The sequence below is a fragment of the Ruegeria sp. BHSB058 genome, assembly GCF_059613285.1.
Window position 1 is genome coordinate 24,310 of sequence record NZ_JBXWSF010000010.1, and the last position, 22,142, is coordinate 46,451.

Annotated in this window: 17 protein-coding genes; 3 read left to right on the forward strand and 14 right to left on the reverse strand. The window is 62.5% G+C overall.

Going from position 1 to position 22,142, the window contains the following annotated elements; translation table 11 throughout:
- Positions 1-5: 5 nt before the first annotated feature.
- Positions 6-929 carry a DMT family transporter gene (locus AC2FNB_RS04290; protein WP_496744682.1) on the forward strand — a complete coding sequence of 308 codons (924 nt, stop codon included), beginning with the start codon at positions 6-8 and terminating at the stop codon, positions 927-929.
- Here AC2FNB_RS04290 and glmM read toward each other — a convergent pair.
- The 9 genes from glmM to AC2FNB_RS04335 form a co-directional block, all read right to left on the reverse strand.
- A complete protein-coding gene (glmM, locus tag AC2FNB_RS04295; RefSeq protein WP_480748232.1) occupies positions 921-2,267 on the reverse strand; it encodes a phosphoglucosamine mutase in 1,347 nt (448 codons plus the stop codon). The two genes, AC2FNB_RS04290 and glmM, sit on opposite strands and share 9 nt — an antisense overlap.
- A 31-nt stretch (positions 2,268-2,298) precedes the next feature.
- Entirely contained in the window at positions 2,299-3,297 is a 999-nt protein-coding gene (folP, locus tag AC2FNB_RS04300) for a dihydropteroate synthase (RefSeq protein WP_496744684.1), read from the reverse strand.
- Positions 3,294-4,214, reverse strand: a complete 921-nt coding sequence (locus AC2FNB_RS04305) for a dihydroneopterin aldolase (protein ID WP_480748230.1) — start codon at positions 4,212-4,214, stop codon at positions 3,294-3,296. Before AC2FNB_RS04305 ends, folP begins: the two co-directional genes overlap by 4 nt.
- A 103-nt stretch (positions 4,215-4,317) precedes the next feature.
- Positions 4,318-5,694 (reverse strand): multicopper oxidase family protein, encoded by a 1,377-nt coding sequence (locus AC2FNB_RS04310; RefSeq protein ID WP_496744686.1) that lies wholly within the window; start codon positions 5,692-5,694, stop codon positions 4,318-4,320.
- A gap of 73 nt (positions 5,695-5,767) precedes the next feature.
- Positions 5,768-6,409 (reverse strand): cell wall hydrolase, encoded by a 642-nt coding sequence (locus AC2FNB_RS04315; RefSeq protein WP_496744688.1) that lies wholly within the window; start codon positions 6,407-6,409, stop codon positions 5,768-5,770.
- Between the two features lie 187 nt (positions 6,410-6,596).
- A complete protein-coding gene (locus AC2FNB_RS04320) occupies positions 6,597-9,137 on the reverse strand; it encodes a putative PEP-binding protein (RefSeq protein WP_496744690.1) in 2,541 nt (846 codons plus the stop codon).
- 87 nt (positions 9,138-9,224) lie between these two features.
- Positions 9,225-11,432: a glycine--tRNA ligase subunit beta gene (glyS, locus tag AC2FNB_RS04325; RefSeq protein ID WP_496744692.1), complete on the reverse strand. Its 2,208-nt coding sequence runs from the start codon at positions 11,430-11,432 to the stop codon at positions 9,225-9,227.
- Positions 11,433-11,441: 9 nt separating this feature from the next.
- The gene (gene gltS, locus AC2FNB_RS04330; RefSeq protein WP_496744694.1) at positions 11,442-12,638 is read right to left on the reverse strand and encodes a sodium/glutamate symporter; all 1,197 of its coding nucleotides are present in this window, start codon (positions 12,636-12,638) and stop codon (positions 11,442-11,444) included.
- Between the two features lie 9 nt (positions 12,639-12,647).
- Positions 12,648-13,172, reverse strand: a complete 525-nt coding sequence (locus tag AC2FNB_RS04335; protein ID WP_496744696.1) for a DUF6446 family protein — start codon at positions 13,170-13,172, stop codon at positions 12,648-12,650.
- 91 nt (positions 13,173-13,263) lie between these two features.
- Between AC2FNB_RS04335 and AC2FNB_RS04340 the strand changes: the two genes are divergently transcribed.
- A complete protein-coding gene (locus tag AC2FNB_RS04340) occupies positions 13,264-13,896 on the forward strand; it encodes a MarC family protein (protein ID WP_496744698.1) in 633 nt (210 codons plus the stop codon).
- 14 nt (positions 13,897-13,910) lie between these two features.
- Here AC2FNB_RS04340 and AC2FNB_RS04345 read toward each other — a convergent pair whose 3' ends face one another.
- A complete protein-coding gene (locus tag AC2FNB_RS04345; protein ID WP_480748222.1) occupies positions 13,911-14,840 on the reverse strand; it encodes a glycine--tRNA ligase subunit alpha in 930 nt (309 codons plus the stop codon).
- A gap of 214 nt (positions 14,841-15,054) precedes the next feature.
- Between AC2FNB_RS04345 and AC2FNB_RS04350 the strand changes: the two genes are divergently transcribed.
- Positions 15,055-16,797: a serine protease gene (locus tag AC2FNB_RS04350; RefSeq protein ID WP_496744700.1), complete on the forward strand. Its 1,743-nt coding sequence runs from the start codon at positions 15,055-15,057 to the stop codon at positions 16,795-16,797.
- Positions 16,798-16,867: 70 nt separating this feature from the next.
- Here the strand turns inward: AC2FNB_RS04350 and AC2FNB_RS04355 are convergent, their stop codons facing one another.
- The 4 genes from AC2FNB_RS04355 to folE2 form a co-directional block, all read right to left on the reverse strand.
- Positions 16,868-18,439, reverse strand: coding sequence for a thiamine pyrophosphate-binding protein (locus tag AC2FNB_RS04355; RefSeq protein WP_496744702.1), 1,572 nt, complete (start codon positions 18,437-18,439; stop codon positions 16,868-16,870).
- Positions 18,439-19,887, reverse strand: coding sequence for a TrkH family potassium uptake protein (locus AC2FNB_RS04360; RefSeq protein WP_496744704.1), 1,449 nt, complete (start codon positions 19,885-19,887; stop codon positions 18,439-18,441). The genes AC2FNB_RS04355 and AC2FNB_RS04360 overlap by 1 nt, the downstream gene beginning before the upstream one ends.
- 52 nt (positions 19,888-19,939) lie before the next feature.
- Positions 19,940-20,731 (reverse strand): hypothetical protein, encoded by a 792-nt coding sequence (locus AC2FNB_RS04365; protein ID WP_496744706.1) that lies wholly within the window; start codon positions 20,729-20,731, stop codon positions 19,940-19,942.
- A gap of 284 nt (positions 20,732-21,015) precedes the next feature.
- Positions 21,016-22,119 (reverse strand): GTP cyclohydrolase FolE2, encoded by a 1,104-nt coding sequence (gene folE2, locus AC2FNB_RS04370; protein ID WP_496744707.1) that lies wholly within the window; start codon positions 22,117-22,119, stop codon positions 21,016-21,018.
- Positions 22,120-22,142: the final 23 nt, after the last annotated feature.

The window sequence follows — 22,142 nt, forward strand, 5'->3', positions numbered from 1 at the left end:
GGCCTATGGACCAACGACCTGAGATCACGACGAAAAGCTGGTTGATGGTCGCCACGCTGGGTTTTGTCTGGGGCGGGACGTTCCTGATCATCGAGCTGGTGCTGGAACAGATGACGCCATTCTGGCTGGCGGCCTTTCGCATCGGTTTTGGCGCGGTGCTGAGCCTTGCGGTCTGGCAGGCCCTGGGCGGCAGGCTGTTCCGCGAACCGCTGGGCAGGGAGGGCCTGATTTCCCTGATTGGCATCGCCCTGCTCAATTCGGCCATTCCGTTTTCATTGATCTCGTGGGGGCAGCAATATGTCACCTCGGGCTTTACCGGGGTTTCGATGGCCTCGATCGCGCTGATGGTGGTCCCGCTGGCGCATTTCTTTGTCCCCGGCGAACGGATGACCCTGCGGCGCAGCTTGGGCTTTGTTATCGGTTTTGCCGGGGTGGCGCTGTTGATCGGGTCGCAGGCGTTCGAAAGCTCGGGCGATGTGCGCGAGTTGCCGGGGCGGCTGGCCTGCCTGACGGCTGCGGCCTGTTATGCGGTGGCCTCGATCCTGCTGCGGCGGTTGCCGCCGGTCGATCCGATCGGCCTGTCCACGGTTCTGTTGCTGATTGGCGCGGTGGCGATCGTGCCGATGGCCTGGGCGGTGGACGGGCCACCCGTGCTGCCGGATCAGCGCACGCTGTGGCTGGCGGCGTTTCTGGGTTTGGTGCCGACGGCGGCGGCCAATATCCTGCGGGTGACTGTGGTGCGCACCGCCGGGCCGGTTTTCATGAGCCTGACGAACTATCAGGTGCCGGTCTGGGCTGTTGTTCTGGGGGCCGTATTTCTGGGGGAGCCAATGCCCCCGACCCTGATTTGGGCACTGTTGCTGATCCTGTCGGGGGTCGGCCTCAGCCAGTATGGCGCGCTGAGGCGGCTGTTCGGGCGGTCAGGCTGAGACCGCCCCCGAAACCGCGTTCACCACCGAATCCACCGTTTGCTCCAGCAGGCCCTCGTCTTCGCATTCCGCCATCACGCGGATCAGCGGTTCGGTGCCGGATTTACGGATCAAGAGGCGCCCCTTGCCGTTCAGCGCCCCTTCGGCATCGGCAATTGCACGCTGCACTTCGGGCAGGTCAAGGGGAGTCTGGCCCGCGTCAAAGCGCACGTTTTTCAGAAGCTGCGGCACCGGTGTGAACTGACGTGCCAGTTCCGAGGCGCGACGGCCCGACGCCACCATTTCGGCCAGGAAATGCAGCCCCGCCATCAACCCGTCGCCGGTGGTGGCATAATCGCTCATGACGATATGGCCAGATTGCTCGCCGCCCAGGTTGAAGCCGCCTTCGCGCATCCGCTCGACCACATAGCGGTCGCCCACGGCGGTGCGCTCCAGCCGCAAGCCCTGACTGCCAAGGTGGCGTTCGAGGCCAAGGTTGGACATGACGGTCGCCACAAGCGCGCCGCCGCTGAGTTGGCCCTCGGCGGCCCAGCGTGTGGCGAGCAGCGCCATCAGCTGATCGCCATCGGCCACCGCGCCAGTTTCGTCAATGACGACAACACGGTCGGCATCGCCATCAAGACAAATGCCGACGTCGGCACCATGTGCGACCACCGTTTCGGCGGCGACGCGAGGCTGGGTGGAGCCGCAGCCCAGGTTGATGTTCTTGCCGTCGGGCGCAACCCCCACCGGGATGACATCGGCCCCAAGTTCCCACAACACTTCGGGCGCGGTGCGGTGAGCCGCGCCGTTGGCGCAGTCGATCACCACTTTCAGGCCATCGAGCCGCAGATCCCGCGGCAGCGAGGATTTCACCCGCTCGCCATAGCGGAACCGGGCGTCATCGACCCGGCGCGCGCGGCCGATGTTGTGCGCCTGCGCCGGCCTCACACCTTCTTCGATCAGCCGTTCGATTTCGATTTCAGCCTGATCGGAAAGCTTGAAGCCATCGGGGCCGAAGAACTTGATCCCGTTGTCCTGGGCCGGGTTGTGGCTGGCCGAGATCATCACGCCCAGATCGGCCCGCATCGAGCGGGTCATCAGCCCGACGGCGGGTGTCGGCACCGGCCCCAGCAGCAGCACGTTCATGCCGGTCGAGGTCAGCCCCGCGGTCAGCGCGTTTTCGAACATGTAACCCGACAGGCGGGTATCCTTGCCAATCACGACCCGGTGCACGCCCGAGGCGTCGCGACGGAAATACCGCCCCACCGCCGCGCCCATGCGTAAGGCCAGTTCCGCCGTCATCGGATAGGTATTGGCAGTTCCCCGCACCCCGTCGGTGCCGAACAACTTGCGCATCATGTGCCTCCGTTAGCTGCTGGCGACAGGATTACCGGACTGCGGCCCAAAGGCGCAAGGCCTGCGCGGTTTCCCTGACGTCATGCACGCGGATTATCTGAACCCCCTGCGCCAACCCGGCCAGCGCCACGGCGATAGAACCCGGTGCGCGGGCGTCGGCGCGCGGTTCCTTGCCGATCCGCCCGATGAAGCCCTTGCGGGACACGCCTAACAGGATCGGGCAGCCCAGACCGTGAAACAGGCTGAGATTGCGCAGCAGGGTCAGGTTGTGCGCCTCGGTCTTGCCAAAACCGATCCCCGGATCGACCACGATGTTCGACCGTGAAAGGCCCTGAGCCTCAAGTCGGGAAACCTGAGACTCAAGAAAATCGTACACGTCGAGCAGCACATTGTCATAGTGTGGCTCGTCCTGCATTGTCGCCGGATCGCCCTGCATGTGCATGACACAGACCGGCAGCTGATGCGCGGCGCAATAGGGCGCGAGATCAGGATCGAACACGAAACCCGAAACGTCATTGACGAGCGTGGCCCCCGCCGCAACAGCGGCCTGCGCCACAGCCGTCTTGCGGGTGTCGATCGAGATTGCCGTATCCGTTTCGGCGCGGATGGCCGTGATTATGGGAACGGTGCGGGCGATTTCCTCGGCGATGGCCACGGTCTGCGACCCGGGCCGGGTGGATTCGCCGCCAATATCCAGAAGCGTTGCCCCATGCGCCACCATTTCGAGCGCTGCCGCGCGGGCGGTTTCGACGGTGTCGTGCCGCCCTCCATCGGAAAAACTGTCCGGCGTGGTGTTGATGACCCCCATGATCTGCGGCTGGCCCATACCCAGACCGGCGACCGGGGCACGGGGCGCGATCAGCCGGTCGAGTGCCTGCGCCGGGATCGCGCGCGCCTCGATGACGGACGCGGGGGCGTTTCGGTCAAGTCTTTCGGCATGGGTGAACCACATATCCGTCCCTGCCAGCGGGACGGCCCCATCGGGCTGCGTCTGGCCCTGTTGCACCAGTGGGCGGTAGTAGTCGCTCACAGTTGGGCCTTCTCCACCGGAATCTGGCGCAGGGGCACGCTGGCCTCTTCCGGCAGATTGCCGCCGATCACCAGCATTTCACTGGCTTCGAAGGTTGCCGCAAACCAGGCCGACAGCGCCACGGCATCAGCGCGTTTGGCCGAGGGGCCGTCCACCGCGTCGAGCACGATCTTGGACGGCGCCCAGACGCAGATCTGGCCGTTCTTCATGGCCCAGTCCAGTTCGGTCCGGGTCGAGACGACAACGCAGCGGTGATCGCGCGCTGCCAGAACCCAGGCGTTCTGTTCGATGGCCAGAAGATCGATCCGGCGCTGGGTCATTGCGTGCCCGGTCTGTGGCACCGCAAGTGGCGAAGCCCCGACGCACAGGATCAGCGGGCGCCTGCGATGTTCCAGCTGGTCGATCCATGCCGTCAGGTTGGGCGACGAAATCGCCTCGTTCGACAGGAAGACGAGGCGGGGATGGGGGCGTTCCTCGGCGGCGACGTCATGATGGAGCTTGTCTTTGCCGCGCACGATCTCGACCCCCAATGCGCCGGGGCCACGATCAAGTTTTTCGATGCGGACAAAGGCCCTTACGGCCTGAGGTTCAAGCAGAATGCGTTCCGCTACACGCTCGGCCAGTGTTTCCAGCAGGTTCAGGCGTTCTGCGGACAGCTCATGTGCGATGGCCTCGGTCACCCGGTCATAGGACAGGATGCGGTCGACATCGTCATCAATCGGTCCGGTCAGGGGTTTGACCTCGACCACGATATTGAAACAGATGCGCTGGGTGGTGCCGCGCTCGGCCTGAAAGGCGCCAATCTCGACCTCGACGATGTGGTCACGCAACGAGATACGGTCCAGCGGCCCGCGCGGCGCGGTGGCTTCGGAGCGTTCGGACGGGTGCGCAAATGCGAGGCGGATTTCAGAACTCATAGATCTGGCCTTTTTTCGGCTCGATGGACGGGTCCGCCCTAGATAGACGTTGCGGCAGCCTATAACAGCTTCACAAACGCCACACCAGCGACAGAATACGTCGTCAGGAGACCCTGAACCAGCTCATCATACCAGAAGCCGCGTGCCCAAGCATGTGGCAATGCAACAGCCAGTCGCCCGGATTGTCCGCCATCAGCGCGACCTGACGGGTTTCGCCGGGCGCGACAAGAACCGTATCGCGCCACGGACCCAAAGAACCATCGGGCTGGATCAGGCGGAAATGGTGGCCATGCATATGCATGGCATGGAAAAACGCGGTGTCGTTCACGAACTCGATCCGGTGCGAACTGCCGCGCGCGGCGTCGAGGAACGGATCGGCTGGCCTTGCCGCCTGTCCGTTCAGCGCCCAGAACCGGCCCAGTTCGGCCAGTTCCTGACCCGTCAGATCAACGCCGTCGATCTGCGCGTGATCCAGCCAGCGCATTGCGCCGCCCTGCATCGCCATCCGGTGCAGCGGTGCGTCGTCAAGGCTCAGCCCCTGCCCGACCGAATTGGGCGGCAGCGGAGCGGGAATGTTGCGGCGGTTCTGAGTGTTCTGACCACGCACGTCGAACCGGGCCAGACCAAAACCCTCGTCCCTTTCGATGCTGACGAGGCTGGCCGTCAGACCGGGTTCGACTGTGACATCGACAAGCAGGTCGACACGCTGCGCCGGGGCCAGCGGGAAGGAGCCGTTGACCCGTTGCGGCTGATCCAGCGGCATACCATCAAGCGCCACGATCCAGCCATCCAGCCCGTCGAGCCCAAGATCGAACACGCGCGCATTGGCCACGTTGATAAGCCGCAGCCGCAGCCGGTCATTGGTGGAAACGTCGAAACCCGGATCGAAACGGCCGTTGACAGTCAGAAGGTTACCGAGGCGCCCGGCATGGCTGAGGTCATGCCCGTTGTCGAAATCTTCGGTAATCTGCGCGGTTTCGGGCGACAGGCGCCAGTCGTCCAGCGCCAGTGTCAGGTCCCGGTCGATATCCGGGGCAACCGGTTCGTCAACGATCAGCGGTCCGTGCAGCCCCCTGGCCACCTGCTCGACTGTCTGATTGTGCGCGTGATACCAGTAGGTTCCGGCGTCGGGCACGGTAAAGTCGTAATCGAAGTTTTCGCCGGGCTGGATAGGATCCTGTGTCAGGCCCGGCACCCCATCCATGGCGTTGTCGATGCGGATACCATGCCAGTGAACCGAGGTCGGTTGCGGCAACGAGTTGAGGATACGCCGCTGTACGCGGGCCCCCTGCCTGACCCGGATTTCCGGCCCCGGCGCGGTGCCGTCAAAGCTCCAGATCTGCGTGGGATCATAGCTGTCGGGCGCGACCTGCTGAATTGCCTCGCGCGCTTCGAGAACGGGCAAAGCCGCCCTTGCGCGAACGGGAAACGCCGCCATTGCAGCCGAAGCTGCCAGTACCTGCCGCCGGGTGAGTTTCATCGCGGTCCTCCTGAACCGCAATATAGGCATTTGCGCGCACCCTGCCATCAGGGTTCCAGCGCGGGTGCGTCAATCAGTTGCTGGCAGTGCGGTAGTTGGGCCGGTAGAAAATGTGCACTCCGACGCGCGCGGTTTCCTTGAAGACGCGCGACCAGGACGGGCGGACCGCCTTGGTGTGATAGTGGGTGGCACCATCGGTGATGTCATCGGCCACACCGTCAATCGCCAGACGGGCGACCTTGGCCACACGTTCATAGGCTTCTTTTTCCGCGATCACTTCCTTGTGGCCGTCGCAGGTATAGGTGAACTGGCACTGGTACTTTCGACCTGTCCCCTGACGAATGACACCACACACCGTATCGGGAAACCGCTCGTTCGCCACGCGGTTCAGGATGACCTCGGCGACGGCAAACTGACCCTTGACGCTTTCGCCACGGGCTTCGAAGTACAGAGCCTCGGCCAGGCACTGCCATCTTTCGCCACCTGTCGCCTTGGGTCGCTGGTCGAGCCAGTCGCGGGTATAGCTGACCTCGATCGGGTCCGCTTCCTTTTTCGGCTTCAGAGACTTCAGATAGTCGCGAAAACTCTGACCCGGTTGTTCGTTCCGGCTCACCACCTCGGACCCACCGGAATAGACCGGCTCACGTTCCGCATTGGATGTCGTAGGCAACAAAAAGGCGGTCATGACCGCCGCAGCAGCAACAAAACGTATCATTCAGAAAACCTCGCACAGGCACTTAAGCGCCATACCCTCCCCCGGCGGGCGCGAGGAGGCTCATAACCCACTTGATGGCGAAGGTCCAGTTCAGGGAAAAACGCAAGTGGAATCTTGCCCATTCAAGCAAAATTCTGTGACCCAGAGTCCACGTTTTCCCCACTAAACCTGGTGTATTGTGCGCCTGTCAACCCCCAAGTTTGGAGGATATCGCCAGTTGAGCGGCAGCCAGCCGAGCGACCGGCACCCGGAAGGGCGAGCATGACACATAGTCGAACCCCGCTGCCCGGCAAAACGCGATTGATTCGGGGTTCCCGCCGTGTTCACCACAGACCGAAAGCGTCACGTCCGGTTGCGCTTTGCGACCGCGTTCAGCGCCTAGTTGCAGCAGCTCGCCAACCCCATCCGTATCAAGGACATGAAACGGGTCCTCGACAAAAACACCCTGGCGCACATAGGCCGACATGAACCGGCCCGCGTCATCGCGCGACAAACCATAGGTCATCTGCGTCAGATCGTTGGTGCCAAAGCTCAGAAACGCGACATGCGGAGCGATTTCTTCGGCACGCAGACAGGCGCGCGGGGTTTCCACCATCACGCCGAGTCGATAGTCGAACTCCTGATCCCGTTCCGAGGCCACGGCCGCAGCCACGGCATCGATGCGCGCCTTGACCAGTTCCACCTCGCGCTTGGCAGAGACCAGCGGGATCATCACCTCGGGTACCACCGGCGCACCCTCCATGCTGGCCTCCAGCGTCGCCTCGAAGATGGCGCGGGCCTGCATGTCATAGATTTCCGGCACGGTGACGCCCAAGCGCACGCCGCGCAGGCCCAGCATGGGATTGTATTCGGTCATCGCGGCAACCCGGCGTTCGACGTCCGAGACCGGCAGATCCAGCGCGTCGGCCAGTTCGCGCTGACCGCTGCGGGTGGTGGGCAGAAACTCGTGCAAGGGCGGATCGAACAGGCGGATACACACCGGTTGCCCTTCCATGATACGGAAAAGCTGTACGAAATCATCACGTTGCATGGGCAGCAGACGTTCCAGAACTGCCGCACGCCCTGACGGGGTCTGGGCAAAGATCATTTCGCGCATCACCGTCAGGCGGCCCGGATCAAAGAACATGTGCTCGGTCCGGCACAGGCCGATGCCCTGCGCGTTGAAATTGCGCGCGGTCTGGGCATCCTGCGGTGTGTCGGCATTGGCCCGGATACCGATGTCACGTTCGGTGTCGGCCCAGGCCATCAGGGTCTGGAAACAGTCGTCCTGCTCGGCCTCCAGCATTTCCGGCTCGCCCGCCAGAACCTGGCCGGAACTGCCGTCGATGGTCAGGATATCGCCGGTCTTGAAGATGCGCCCGTCCGGTGCGACGAGCTGCTTTTCCTTCATCCGGAACCGCATCTCTGAGGCCCCGACGATGCAAGGCAGGCCCATGCCCCGCCCGATCACCGCCGCGTGGCTGGTCATGCCACCCTTTTCGGTCAGAACGGCGACCGCCGCGTGCATGCCGCGCACGTCTTCGGGTGAGGTTTCGCTGCGTACCAGAATACAGGGTTCGCGCCGTGACGCGCTGGCCTGCGCCTCGGTTGCCGTGAAGACGATCCGGCCCGTTGCCGCGCCCGGGCTGGCGCCAATGCCGCTTGCCAGCACATCACGCTTGGTTTCGGGATGGACCTGCCGGTGCAGCAACTCGTTGACCGAGTGCGGATCGATCCGCATCACCGCCTCTTGCGGGGTGATGATGCCGTCTTCGGCCAGATGCACCGCGATGCGTACCGCCGCCCGCGCGCCGCGCTGGACGCGGACGCCATCGAGAATGTGGACATGGCCGTTCTCGATCACAAACTCGACCTGCATTTCCTCGCGCAGTTTCCGGCGCATCAGGGCGGCGTGGTCTTTCAGCTCGGCAAACGCCTCGGGCGCGACATCCTGGAGCGACTGGCCGCGCGGGTCCTTTTCGAGATAAAGCGCCGAGACCCCCTCGCCCAACGCGTCGCGGCCCTGGGACTGGCTGAGGTAGCGGCCGGTGATCTGCGACAGGCCGGTCACCGGATCGATCAGCTGCAACACGCCTGAGCCGCATTCACCCTGACCGACGCCGGGGATCATTTCCTGAACCACAAGTCCAAGACCCGCATCCGCCGGCGCACCCTTGGCCTGTCGCAACAGGCGGGCCGTGGTGCCATCCCAGGCCCGCGCCATCGAGCGCAGCACGGCGGCCAGTTGCTCGCCCCGGTCCTGCGGGAAGTTTTCGTCGGTTTCCTCCTCGTAGGCGCGCAACGACTGGCGCAGCCCCTCGCGGCCATCGGCCTCGATATTGTCGAACTCGTCCGGGTCGAGCCGCGCCACGTGGATCGCGTAGCTTTGCACAAAGCGCAGGTAAAGCGCGGCCGCCGCCTCGACCCCCATCGTGTCGGACAGATCGACATAGCGGGCATCGTTCATGCCGATGTTCAGTATGGCCCCCGGCCCGCCCCAGTCTGGATCTTCGGAACTGGGTCGGACGCACAGCAGCGCCGCCGGGTCGAATTGTCCAAGAATGGCGGCGATGTCGGGCATTTCGCCTTCGGCGATGTGGTGCACCGCGTCAAAGGACAACGCCACGGTGCGCGGCACCGGCAGATCAAGGCGCACAAGGCGCTGAAGGCATTTCGCCCGTCCACCATGGGTTGTTGTCGCCACCGGCGCGTCTGGGGTGATGAGGGTCGTGTCCGGATTATTCTGCACTGCGGCATCCTTTCGCTTGCCTGCAGCATAAGCGGCTTTGCCCGTGGTGCAAGGGTGATATCGGGCGCTTGGCGCGCGCCCGGTCACTTAGCCTTCGATCCGGGTCAAATCGGCAACCGAAGAACAGACCTGGCGGATCTGGTTCAGCAGGTTCAGCCGGTTGCGGCGAACGACCGCGTTGTCGGTGTTGACCTGGACCTCTTCGAAAAAGGCGTCGATCGGCGCGCGCAGGGCCGCCATCGCCGCCATCGCCGCCGGGAAATCCTCGGCCTTGAGAGCGGGGGCGATTTTCGCCTCGGCCCCGGTCAGCGCGGCAAAAAGCGCCTTTTCGCTGTCGGCCTCGGCGAACTTGATATCGGCGCCATAGGAATATTCCACGCCGTCCTGTTCCTCGGCCTGGGCCAGGATATTGTTAGCGCGCTTGAAGCCCTGCACAAGGTTCTCGCCATCCTCGGTCGCGATCACTGCGTTCAGCGCACGGGCGCGTTTGACCAGCAGGTTGAGGTCATCGTTGCCGTCCATCGCGATACAGGCGTCGATGATGTCGTGGCGGATGCCCTCGTCACGAAGGAAAACCTTGAGGCGGTCGTGGATGAAGGCAAGGAGATCCGCAGACAGATCGGGAACCTCGCGTCCGACCTGATCCAGGATATCATTGTCGCCCAGCTTTTCCTTGACGGCCTGGAAGGCGGCACCAAAAACCCCATGATCGGCGATTTCGTCGATCAGGTCGCGCAGCGCGGCCTCGCCGCCGTGGGCGTGGTATTTGTGGCGGAGCAGTTGAGCGTCGACATGTCGATCCAGCGAAACGCGAAGATCATTGGCGAGCACCAACCGAATAACCCCCAACGCCGCGCGGCGCAGGGCAAACGGGTCTTTCGATCCGGTGGGCTTTTCGTCAATCGCCCAGAAGCCGGTCAGCGTGTCCAGCTTGTCTGCCAGTGCGACAGTGACCGAGAGCGGTGCGGTGGGCACGTCATCCGAGGGGCCGAGCGGCGAGTAATGCTCCTGCGCCACGGCGGCGATGGCAGCGTCGTGACCCGCGGCTTCGATGTAATACCGCCCCATAAGCCCTTGAAGTTCTGGGAATTCATAGACCATTTCAGAGCTCAAGTCGGCCTTGGCAAGCTTGGCCGCTGTTTCGGCTTGATCGGCATCCGCACCGGTCACCAGGGCCAGTTCGCGGGCCAGTGCGGCAATGCGGCGGATTCGGTCGCCCTGACTGCCCAGCTTGTTGTGGAAGGTCACGTTTTCCAGCGCATCGCTCCATTCGTCCATGCCCGCCCGGGCCACGCGCAGGTCGTTGTCCCAGAAGAACTTGGCATCGGCCAGCCGCGCCGACAGCACTTTCTGATTGCCCGCCAGAATGGTCGCGCCATTGTCGGCGGTTTCGCGGTTGGCGACGGTGATGAACCGTTCAATCCGGCCTGTTTTCGGATTGCGGACCGAGAAGAATTTCTGATGTTCTTTCATCGAGGTCTGCAGCACCTCGGGCGGCAGGTCGAGGAATTCGGCGTCGATCTGCCCCATCAGAACAACGGGCCATTCGACCAGCCCGGCGACCTCGGCCAGCAAGCCCTTGTCCTCGACCAGTTCAAGACCGGCGGCGAAGGCGAGGTTCTGGGCATCGTTCCAGATATGCTCGGCCCGCTCGCTGGGCGACAGCATCACATAGGCGCGCCTGAGCTTTGCCGCGTAATCCTCGAAAGACGTGACAGAAAACCGCCCCGGCGCCATGAAACGATGACCTTCGGTGCTGTTGCCGGACGCGATACCTTCGACCTCAAGCGGCACCACTTGAGCGTCGGTCTCGTCAGTCAGGATGCACAGGATCGAATGCAGAGGACGCACCCAGCGAAGGGTGGAACTGCCCCAGCGCATGGATTTGGGCCAGGGGAAATTGCGGATCGCGGCTTCGAGCACTTCGGCCACGATCTCGGCCGCCGGACGGCCCGGCTTTTCGATGGTGGCGAAATAGATCGCGCCCTTGGGGGTGTCGCGTTCCTCAAGCTGGTCGCGGGTGATGCCGGCACCGCGCAGGAACCCTTCGACGGCCTTGTCGGGCGCGCCGACCTTGGGGCCTTTGCGTTCTTCGCGGATAGTGGGGCTTTGCGCCAACAGCCCTTCGACTGCCAATGTCAGGCGGCGCGGCGTGGTCAGCGCTGCGGCACGGGCATAGGTCAGACCGGCCTCGACCAGACCATCGGTGATCCGCTTTTTCAGATCCTCACCTGCGCGCGCCTGCATGCGCGCGGGGATTTCCTCGGAAAACAGTTCGATCAGCAGGTCGGGCATGGTCGGTCCTTAGAAATTGACGATCGTCTGGATGACGATGGCATTGGCGATATCCACGAAGAAGGCGGATACAAGGGGGAGCACGATAAAGGCAAGAGGTGACGGGCCATATTGCTTGGTCACGGCGGTCATATTGGCAATCGCGGTGGGAGTGGCACCCAGCGAGAACCCGGCAAAGCCCGAGGCGAGCACCGCCGCCATATAGCTGCGCCCCATGATGACGAAGAGGCCAAATATGACGAAAGCGATGGTAAATGCGGTCTGGGCCAGCATGATGGTAGCGATGGCGAGGCCATGCCCCGCAATGGTCCAGAGTTGCAGGCTCATCAGCGACATGGCCAGGAACGCACCAAGCGAGAATTCCGAGATCAGGCCAAGAGCAGCCGTCCGGGTGACCGGGGGTGCGTCTGGAAACAGCGCGGTTCGCAGGTTGCCCACAACGATGGCCATGATCAGGCAGGGCACGAAAAGCGGCAGCATGACGCCCGCGGCCTGAACGGCCTGATGCGCGAAGAAACCAAGGACGATGGAGATGTTGAGATGCAGCAAAACCCGCATGATTGCGTGGTGGTCGATCCTGCCATGGCTGCCCCCCTCGTCGGATACGCCGATGGTCAGTTCCTGATCGGGGTCGGAAGAGGTCAGACTGTTTTTCTCGACCAGGTATTTCGCCACCGGGCCGCCAACGATGGCGGCCAGAACGAGCCCCAGCGTGGCGACGGCGACGCCCAGTTCGGTCGCGCCCTGAAAACCGGTCAGGTCGGCCACCTGTGGCGCCCAAGCGATAGCGGTGCCATGCCCGCCGATCAGCGAGGCCGAGCCGAACAGCACACCCGTCCGGGCGGGAAAACCGAAAAGCCACGCCCCGGCGACGCCGATCAGGTTCTGCGCAATCATACAGATGAGGGTGATGATCAGCAGAAAAAGCAGTGGCTTACCCCCGGCCACCAGATCGGAAAACCGCGCATTCAGGCCGATCCCGGCAAAGAACAGCACCAGCAGAAAATCGCGCGGGCGCAGATCGAACCCGAGTTCGATCCCCGACACAAGATAGAGCGCCAGCAAAAGGGCGGAGGCCAGAAGGCCACCGGTCACCGGTTCCGGGATGTTGTAGCGTCGCAGAACGGCCAAGCGCGCGTTGATAGCGGCCCCGCTCAGATAGACCGCAAAACCAAGGGTGACGGTGATGAAGGCCGGTATGTCCATGCGCACCGCCTATCCTTCGGGCCGCGGCGGGCATTCTTCGCCCACCACCGTGCCGTCATAGGCCTTTTGCCCACAATTGTTGAGAACATGCCAGACATAGCCCTGTCCGGTTTCGGTGATGGCCACTATGCGGTCGACGCCGAAATGGATGTTCTTGGCCCCGAGATAGGCGCGCGCGGTGCCGTCTTTCAATGCCACGCCGATCTCTACCGCGTCGAAACAGTCGAACCAGCCCGGCGCGGTCAGGGGTTCGGCGGCGTCCACGGCAGCATATTTCGCCGAGAGGTCCTCGAGGCTGAGATTTGTCCGGAAACAGGCGCGGTAGCGGATCGGAGAGCTGTCAGCGTCGATCGCGCTGAAATCTGTATATTCGATCGCCACGGGCGCTCCGTCGGCACTGGCCAGCAGTTCCACGTCCTGACGCGGACGGGCGGCCACATCGTAGTAGAACCCGTAGACCTGCAGATAATACATCGCCGCACCCGCCGCGACACAGCACGCTAGAAGGATCGCAACCAGTATCTTTCCCGTCATAGTCGGACTCCTTGGGTCAGGCCGCCCCTTTCAGGGCAGTCAAAAATCGGTCAGGTTTGGACCGGCGGCAGATAAGAGGGGAGCGCCGGACATGGATACCAGTTTTGCCGTCGGATTTTTCGGTGCGCTTTTTGCCATCATGAACCCGGTCACCAACCTGCCGGTTTTCCTGAGTGTGACCAGTGGCGCCTCGGTGGCGGATCAGCGCAAGATCGCGCTGAAAACGGCGCTTTATTGCATCATTCTGGGCGCGGGCTTTGCCGCCGTTGGGGCGCAGGTGCTGAAGCTGTTCGGGATCAGCGTCGATGATTTCCGTGTCGCGGGCGGTCTGGTGGTTCTTTATATCGCGTTCAACATGCTGCACGGAAGCGAAACCAGTTCGCACCACGGCACAAAAGGGGAAAAACAGGACTATCCCGACGCCGAGACGGTGGCCTTTTATCCGCTGGCCTTTCCCATTCTGGTCGGTCCCGGCACCATCACCACGCTGATCATCTATGCCCACAAGATCACGGGCACCGCGCATCTGATCGGATATGTCGCAGTCTTTCTGTTGGTTGTGGCCTTGCTGGCGGTGACGTTCTGGAATGCGGCAGCACTGTCGCAACGCCTGTCCACCACCGCCCGTGTGATCATGAGCCGGTTCATGGGGATGATCCTTGCCGCCATCGCGATAGGCATGATCACCGACGGGCTCAAGGCGTTGCTGCCGGGACTGGCCTGAGTGAACCAACCCCATCAGGCCGCCTGCCCGCCCGCCTCCGTCTGCACGAAGGCATCGGCGCATTGTTTGGCCAGGGCACGCACCCGGCCAATATAGGCCTGGCGTTCCGTGACCGAGATCACCCCGCGCGCGTCGAGCAGGTTGAAGATGTGGCTGGCCTTGATGCACTGGTCGTACGCGGGGTGCGCCATCACGATGCGCTTGCCGGTTTTGGGATCGTCATGGTCCTGCGCGAGGATCGCGGCGCATTCGGCCTCGGCCTCTTGGAAATGCCTGAGCAGCACCTCGGTGTTGGCCACGTCGAAGTTCCAGCGGGCGTATTCCTCTTCGGTCTGTTTGAAGATATCGCCATAGCTGAGCGGGCTGGGCGCGTCGGGGTCATTGAAGGGCATGTCCATCACGTGGTCGATGCCCAGCACGTACATGGCCAGACGTTCCAGACCATAAGTCAGCTCGCCCGAGACCGGAGTGCAGTCATGGCCGCCGACCTGCTGGAAATAGGTGAACTGGCTGACCTCCATGCCGTCGCACCAGACCTCCCACCCCAGGCCCCATGCGCCCAGAGTGGGGCTTTCCCAGTCATCTTCGACAAAACGGATGTCGTGCAGGCCCATGTCGATTCCGATGGCTTCCAGAGAACCGAGATAGAGCTCTTGCAGGTTTGGCGGGCTGGGTTTGATCAGCACCTGATACTGATAGTAATGCTGCAAACGGTTCGGGTTTTCGCCATAGCGCCCGTCAGTAGGGCGGCGGGATGGCTGCACGTAGGCAGCAGCCCAGGGTTTGGACCCCAAAGCGCGCAGAGTGGTGGCCGGGTGGAAGGTACCGGCGCCGACCTCCATGTCATAGGGTTGCAGGATGGCGCATCCCTTTGACGCCCAATAGGATTGCAGACGCAGGATGATCTCCTGAAAAGAGCGCGGCGCGTTAGGCTTGTCGGTCATGGCGGTCCTTCTGGGTGCGTCCACCCGGTTCCAATGGGTTTTGCCTTTCCTATGCAAGGGGTCGGGGGGCGTCAACGGCCCTTTGTCGCCCGACCCGGCCCGTGCTGTCGCCCGACCGCCACACCCGGGCGATCAGTGGCGGCAGGCATGGCATTTGATGGAAAATCCTGCATAAGCTTTGACAACGATAAGCCCACGGAACACGGGACAACAAATGATACGAGCATTCGCGACTTTGGTCGTTTTTATTTTCTTTGGATTGGGCGCTGCGGTGGCGCAGCAAGGCCAGGACGACGCGGTCTGGGTTCAGATCGAAGCGCTGCCATCCCTGCGCGAGGCGCAGGATCGCGCACAGGTTTACACGGACTATCTGGCCGACGTGAACGGGTTCCAGCTGCGTCAGGGCTGGTACGCGATCGTGCTTGGGCCTTATACCCGGTCCGATGCCGAACAGGTGCTGCGCGTCTATCGCATCGAAGGGCAAATCCCGCAGGACAGTTTCATCGCCCTGCCCGGCGCATTGGGCCAGCAGTTCTGGCCGATTGGCGCCTCTGCACAGGCACCTGCCACGCAAACCGCGCCTGTGGAAAGCCCGGAACAGACACAGACAGCGGTGCAGTCCCTAAGCGATCTGCCGGACGAAACCGTGGCCGAAGCGCGCCAGAGCGAGCGGCTTTTGACCGCGGAAGAGCGCAAGGGTTTGCAGATCGCCCTGCAGGCCGCCGGGTTCTACAACTCGGCGATTGACGGGGCTTTTGGGGCCGGGACACGCCGCTCGATGGCGGACTGGCAATATGGTAACGGGTTTCAGGAAACCGGCGTTCTGACCACGAAGCAGCGCAAGATCCTGATGGACGACTATAATGCGCCGCTGATCAGCGTGGGGATGAAGCGCCATGCCGACCGCGATGCCGGGATCGAGATGGACCTGCCGTTGGAGGCGGTTGCATTTTCCCGCTATGAGGCGCCGTTTGCGCATTTCGACAGCGCCTCGGATCTGGGGGTGCGGGTTCTGCTGATCAGCCAGCAGGGCGATCAGGCGACACTGCGCGGCCTATACGATGTCATGCAGTCGCTGGAGATCGTGCCGCTGGACGGCCCGCGCGAGTTCAGCCGCGACAGCTTTACGCTGGAGGGGCGCGGCAAGGGGATCGTCAGCTATACCCAGGCCGGGTTGCAGGATGGACAGATCAAGGGCTTTACTCTGGTCTGGCCTGACGGGGATGACGCCCGTCGCGCGCGGGTTCTGGCAAGCATGAAGGCCAGTTTCACCCGACTGGGCGGAGTGCTTGCGGACAGCGCGGGCGTAGATGACGGGCAAAGCATCGACCTGATGGCCGGTCTCAACATCCGCAAGCCCCGGCTGTCGCGGTCGGGCTTTTTCGTCGATGCCAGCGGCACGGTCGCCACGGTGAGCGAAGTGACCGAGGGCTGCGCCCGGATCACCCTGAACGACGATCATGTCGCCGAAGTCATCGGCGGCGATACAAGTCTTGGCGTGGCCCTGCTGCGCCCGACCGAGACGCTTGCACCGATGTCGGTGGCACAGTTCGTGACCGCCACGCCGCGCCTGCAATCCGAGGTTGCGGTGGCGGGCTTTTCCTATGAGGGCGCGTTGGGCTCGCCCACGCTGACCTATGGCAAGCTGGCCGATATCCGGGGGCTTGATGGCAACGCTAGAACGTCCCGGCTGGAGCTTGAGGCGCAAAGTGGCGATGCCGGAGGGCCGGTATTCGACCAGACTGGCGCGGTTCTGGGCATGCTTCTGCCCGATCCCAAGACCGGGCAGACGCTGCCGGTCGATGTCAGCCTGGCGGCAGCGTCCGCAGCGCTGGAAACCGCGCTGGCCGACAAGGGGCTGAGCCCGCAAGCGGCGAGCGGTGCAGAGAGCGTCACGCCGAACGAGTTGCTGCGTCGGGCGCTGGGAATGACGGTTCTGGTCAGCTGCTGGGACTGATACACTTGTTTCGAAACGCAAAAGCCCGCAGCCTTGCACGCTGCGGGCTTTTTCAGTTTGTCTGCGTGGATCAGGCGATATCCGGGGTCACACGGATCAGGGTTGGCCCGTTGGCCCTGAACGCGGTACGCACCGCCGTTTGCATCTCGTCCAATGTTTGGGGGGCGGCCGCAGCAGCGCCAAAGGCTTCGGCCAGTTTGCAGAAATCAGGGTTGCGGGCGATGACCGCATTTGGCGCGATCTGACTCCGCACCATGCTGTCCTCGATCTCTTTCAGTTTGCCGTTGTCCCACAGGATGATCGGCAGCGGCAGGCCGAGTTCGACCGCCACGCCCAATTCCTGCATCGTATAGTGAAACCCGTAGTCGCCGGCGATCACCGCCGTCGGCTTGCCGCGCCGACCGACCGCGCCGCCGATCCCGGCAGGCAGGGCATAACCCAATGTGCCAAACCCTGTGGGGTGGTGCCAGTGATAGGGATAGGGCATGTCCCACACTTCCTTGGCCACATAGGCAAACTGGGTCATGTCGGAATAGATCATCGTTTCCGCCGGCATGGCGGCCTTGAGCGCATCCGCGACACGAACGATGCCCGGGCGTTCGGCGTCAACCTCGGCCCGCCAGCGCGCCTTTGTCTCGGCTACCTCTTGGGCGTTCCAACCGGTTGCCGTTTTCAGGGTCTCGGATTCGGACCAGAGCGCGCGGGCGAAACTTTCGCCATCTGCCTGCAGCTTGACCGCCGCGCGGTGGCCGTCGGCCAGGACTTCGGTGTCGATATCGACGCGGATCAGCGGTGCCTTGTGGCCCAGATCGGTGCGCCACAGGTCGACCTCGGCAAGTTCGGTTCCGACCGCCACCACCAGATCGGCGGATGCGATCACCTCGGCGCTGCCCGGGCGGGCCAGCGTCGCGCCGAAATCGAGCGCATATCCCGCCCCCGCCAACCCACGTCCGGCATATGTGGTGAAGCAGGCCGCACCCAGCTGTGTCAGGATCTGCCGCCACAGGTTCGATTTCGTCCCGCCACCCAGAATGAACAGGGGTCGCCGCGCGGTGTTCAGCATGGAAATGACTGGGGCGACATCGGGCTTGAGCGCCTTGGTGCGCAGCGCGGGCTGGAACGGGAACGGCGCGGGTTCGGCATCACCCTGCAGCTGGGCGATCGGCACCTGAATGTGCTTGGGCCGCGGGCGATTGATCTCGAACTCTTCAAAGGCGCGTTCGATCAGGCCATAGGCGGCCTGGGGAGAGTTGGCGCAATGGGACCAGTCACAAACCGTGGCCGCCGCCTCTTGATCCTTCATCTGGTGCAGTTGCCCGCGACGTGCCGAAACCTCGTCAAGGCAGGAGGAGATAACCAGCATCGGAACCGAATCCGAATACCCCTGCCCCATCGGCGTCATGATGTTGCACAGGCCCGGCCCGGTGATCACGTAAGCCACCCCCGGTCTGCCCGTCGCCCGCGCATAGCCGTCGGCCATGAACCCCGCGCCCTGTTCGTGGCGGGTCAGGATATGGGTGATGCCGGCCTCTTCGATGCCCCGGTACATTTCCTGATTATGAACACCGGGAATGCCAAAGATGACATCAACCCCGCGATCCCTGAGCATGTGCGATATCTGCGCGCCGAGTGGCCTTTTCATCAGTTTCTCCAGAATTTGCGGGTGAAGATCACGTAAACGGCCAGAAGTTCCAGCCGCCCGATCAGCATCCCGGCAGACAACATCCATTTCGCGGTGTCATTCAGCCCCGCGAAATTGCCCGAGGGGCCGATTTGCGGACCGAGGCCGGGGCCAATATTGGCCAGTGCGGCGGCGGCACCGGACACAGCGGTGATGAAGTCGAGCCCGGTCAGTGCCAGCCCCCAGGACAGGATGCCCATCGACACCACGAAGAACACGAAAAAGCTCATGACCGAGCTGAGGACATCGGGGCCGACGGGGCGTCCATCATATCGGGGGGTGAATATACCGTGGGGCGACCGGGTACGCTGAATCTGGGTCCTGATCGAGGCGAACAGCAACTGATAGCGGAAGATCTTGATCGAACAGGCGGTTGATCCGGCGCAACCGCCGATCAGACCGATGAAGAAAAAGACGGCGATCAGGAAACTGCCCCAGTTCATGTAATCGACGCTGGCATACCCCGTTCCCGAAATGATCGAGGTGATATTGAACAGCGCCTCGCGGAAGGCCTGTTCGATGTGATGGGGGAAGATGCTGGTCAGAACAAAGGTGGTGATGATGACAAGAACGCCGATGGTCGCCAGGAAGACCCGGATCTGGCTGTCGCGCCAAAGGGGTTGAGCGGAACCGTTCACCAGTTGGACGTAGCGGACAAAGGGAAGCGCCGCGACGATCATGAAGATCGATGCCGCGTATTCCGCGGGACCCGAGAAGGTACCGAACGAGGCATCGTAGTTGGAAAACCCGCCCGTGGACATGGTCGTCAACGAGTGCACCAGCGCATCAAAAAAGCTCATCCCCAAAGTGGTGTAGACCAAGGCGCAAATGGCCGTCAGAGCAATGTAGATATAGGCAATCTGCCCGGCAATTTCTTGCGCGCGTGGCAAGATTTTCCCCATGGTTTCAAACCCTTCCGAGCGAAAGATCTGCATGCCACCCACGCGCAGTTCGGGCAGGAACACCATTGCCACGACGATGATCCCGATCCCGCCAAGCCACTGCAGGATACCGCGCCACAAAAGAATTCCGCGCGGCAAATCATCAAGACCGGCGACTACTGTCGAGCCGGTTGTGGTGAGACCCGACATCGCCTCGAAGAACGCGTCCACGAAACGCAGTTCAGTGGCCCCGAGCATCAGTGGCAGCGCACCGAAGAACGGCAGGGCGACCCAGACGGTTGTTGTGACCAGAAATGTCTGCCGGATCGTCAGACCCTCGCGCACGCCGTTGGCGCAGCTGAGCGCCAGCACGGTGCCCGAAAGCAGTGTGATGACCCCGCTTTCGAGAAACACATGCCACTCACCGCGCCCCTCGATCAGGTCGGCAAGCATCGGAAACAGCATGGTCGCGCCAAGAATGGCGACCAGAAGGCCGATCACGTATCCGACAGGGCGTAGGTCAATCATGACGCGCAGCGTTGGCGCGTCATTCCGGCACTGTCAAGGCAAAGGCCGCTTTCTAGCCGTCGGTTTTGGGCTTTGGTCCCGGCATTGTCGGCGGTCGTGATGGTTTCCGCGTTCTGCGGGGCGATGCCTTTGACGCGGGCTTTTTGGTAGAGGCCGAACGAACCGGTGGAGATTTGGGCGGTGAAGTCACGGGCGCCACGGGTTTGGTCGTTACGTCCGCCCTGTTGGCCTCTGACGCCTTGGGGCTTTTACCCGGAAGCGTCGGCTTGCCATCTGTACCGGCATTCGCTGTGTCATCCCGTGAAGGCTGTGGTTCCGGTGTCGTTGCCACGGGATTCTTATCTGCGACCATCGTTTCCGGAACTGTTTTGGCCTCTTTCTGAACCGGTTTCTGCACTTGCCCAGTCGGCTGATCGGGTGTTGCGGGTTTTACGCTAGTTTCAGGCGCCACCGCTGCCTGCGCGCCGCCTTCCTGAGCCTTTTGGGCCGAAGCGTGCTCTGGTTTCGGTGCTTGCGTTGGCGCTGTTGTCTTGGGGACGACTTCGGAAACTTTCCGTGTTTTCTGTGTGTTGATCGGCGCGGCTTGTTTTGTCCGGAACGTCGGTTTGGCTTCGGTACTATAGGTTTTGGCAGTTGCCTTTGGCTCTGGTTGAACATCGCGTTCTGTGCGAGCCTGGCAAGATGGTACCGAAGAGGCGGCCTGAAGCGCGCGCACTTGCGCCATTGGTGCATCAAGGGCCGAGCGTGTCATGATCTGAATGATCCGCAGATTGTTTGTCAGAACATAGCCCGCCAAGCGCATCGCGGCGGCCTGATATTCGAACGGTTGGGAAATCGGATTCATTGAAGAGTGTCTCCTATAAGGAAAAAGCAAGCAGGAGCAGGTGAAGAAAGAGAATCAGGCCACTGGTTAACAGGTATCTGGCGGTGACGCGCCTTGCCAACAAAGGTATTGTACATCAAAGGCCTAGTCCGCTTTTGACCAACCCGCCGACAGGGGCGGCAGTTGCTTACGGGATGACCTTAGGTCAATTTCTTCCGCATGCGCAGCATTAATTGCCGCGACGCAGCGTAACTGGTGAAACTCAGCGGAAAATCACCGGTTGCCCGCTATGCGGACAATCGGGGTCAGCCGACGTGGAAGAGAGTGTTGAACAGCTTGGGGTCGAGGCTGGATGCGGCAAAGGTCGAGCCTTCGGTCAGGATCGAGACCGCGTCATGACTGTGCAGGCTTTCCTGATGGCTGGCGATCACCCGAAAATCACCGATATGGTGGTCGGCCTGCAGTTCGGCGCAAAAAAGGCGAGCGGCATCCTCGACAAAAATCGGGTTGGCGGCGTTCAGCTCGGCAAAAGCTTGTTCGTCCTCGCGCTTGACCATGACCTGCGTCTCGGTCGGCACCGCACGACGGCACAGCCCAATCAGATCCTCGAACCACAGGCAATCGGCGTCCGGGTCCACCACCGCCGAAATCCGCGCCACCGAGCGCTGCGAATGCGGCGTGGCCAGTTGCCCGCGCATCGCACGCGCGTGTTCACTGAGTTCCAGCGAACAGGGGCAGGTCGAGGAATAGACATAATCCAGATGGATGATCTTTTGCCGCACGCCGCCCTGTTCGACCAATTCCAGCGCGATGTCGTAATACTGGTAACCCGACAGGCCCGAACGCAGGCTTTCGATCCGGTCGGGATAGGAAAACCGCATCTGGATACGGGCATCGAAGCTGTCCAGATCGGTCATGTAGTCGCTCAGAGCCGCCTCGATCACCTCGAAACTGAAGGTACGCTCGGCATGCTTGTAGAAGGACCGCATGATCCGGGACATGTTGATGCCCTTTTTCTCGGCCTCAAGGCTGACGGTGCCGGTCACCGAAGTTTCCAGCGTCAGATCCTCGCCATGCTTGCGGTGAAAGCGAATCGGCAGGCGGAAATTCGAGATGCCCACATGCTGAATTTGTTGTTTCGCGCCCCGGATCAGGCTGGCCGGCCCGTTCTGTAGATCGGGCAGCGTCGCCTTGTAGGCGTCGTCGACCGCGAATTCCTCGGGGTAGTCACGCGACAGCGCCGGATAGTTCACCGGCACCAGACCGGGCACCAGACGGGCAACCGCCGGGTCCAGCTGGCTGATCTCGGCCGCGTTGGCGGTTTTCACCCATTTCCGCAACAGTGCCAGCGCTTCGGCGGCCTGTTCACGATTGGGGTTCTCGTCAATGTCGCGAGGGTGGATGTTCATCGGCGCGTTTCCTGGTCAGGTCG

What these genes read in the sequence shown, in the direction of transcription:
- AC2FNB_RS04290 (WP_496744682.1), top strand. Translation starts at nt 6, where the DNA reads ATGGACCAACGACCTGAGATCACGACGAAAAGCTGGTTGATGGTCGCC.
- glmM (WP_480748232.1), bottom strand. Translation starts at nt 2,267, where the DNA reads ATGCGCAAGTTGTTCGGCACCGACGGGGTGCGGGGAACTGCCAATACC.
- AC2FNB_RS04305 (WP_480748230.1), bottom strand. Translation starts at nt 4,214, where the DNA reads ATGAGTTCTGAAATCCGCCTCGCATTTGCGCACCCGTCCGAACGCTCC.
- AC2FNB_RS04310 (WP_496744686.1), bottom strand. Translation starts at nt 5,694, where the DNA reads ATGAAACTCACCCGGCGGCAGGTACTGGCAGCTTCGGCTGCAATGGCG.
- AC2FNB_RS04315 (WP_496744688.1), bottom strand. Translation starts at nt 6,409, where the DNA reads ATGATACGTTTTGTTGCTGCTGCGGCGGTCATGACCGCCTTTTTGTTG.
- glyS (WP_496744692.1), bottom strand. Translation starts at nt 11,432, where the DNA reads ATGCCCGACCTGCTGATCGAACTGTTTTCCGAGGAAATCCCCGCGCGC.
- gltS (WP_496744694.1), bottom strand. Translation starts at nt 12,638, where the DNA reads ATGGACATACCGGCCTTCATCACCGTCACCCTTGGTTTTGCGGTCTAT.
- AC2FNB_RS04335 (WP_496744696.1), bottom strand. Translation starts at nt 13,172, where the DNA reads ATGACGGGAAAGATACTGGTTGCGATCCTTCTAGCGTGCTGTGTCGCG.
- AC2FNB_RS04340 (WP_496744698.1), top strand. Translation starts at nt 13,264, where the DNA reads ATGGATACCAGTTTTGCCGTCGGATTTTTCGGTGCGCTTTTTGCCATC.
- AC2FNB_RS04345 (WP_480748222.1), bottom strand. Translation starts at nt 14,840, where the DNA reads ATGACCGACAAGCCTAACGCGCCGCGCTCTTTTCAGGAGATCATCCTG.
- AC2FNB_RS04350 (WP_496744700.1), top strand. Translation starts at nt 15,055, where the DNA reads ATGATACGAGCATTCGCGACTTTGGTCGTTTTTATTTTCTTTGGATTG.
- AC2FNB_RS04355 (WP_496744702.1), bottom strand. Translation starts at nt 18,439, where the DNA reads ATGAAAAGGCCACTCGGCGCGCAGATATCGCACATGCTCAGGGATCGC.
- AC2FNB_RS04360 (WP_496744704.1), bottom strand. Translation starts at nt 19,887, where the DNA reads ATGATTGACCTACGCCCTGTCGGATACGTGATCGGCCTTCTGGTCGCC.
- AC2FNB_RS04365 (WP_496744706.1), bottom strand. Translation starts at nt 20,731, where the DNA reads ATGAATCCGATTTCCCAACCGTTCGAATATCAGGCCGCCGCGATGCGC.
- folE2 (WP_496744707.1), bottom strand. Translation starts at nt 22,119, where the DNA reads ATGAACATCCACCCTCGCGACATTGACGAGAACCCCAATCGTGAACAG.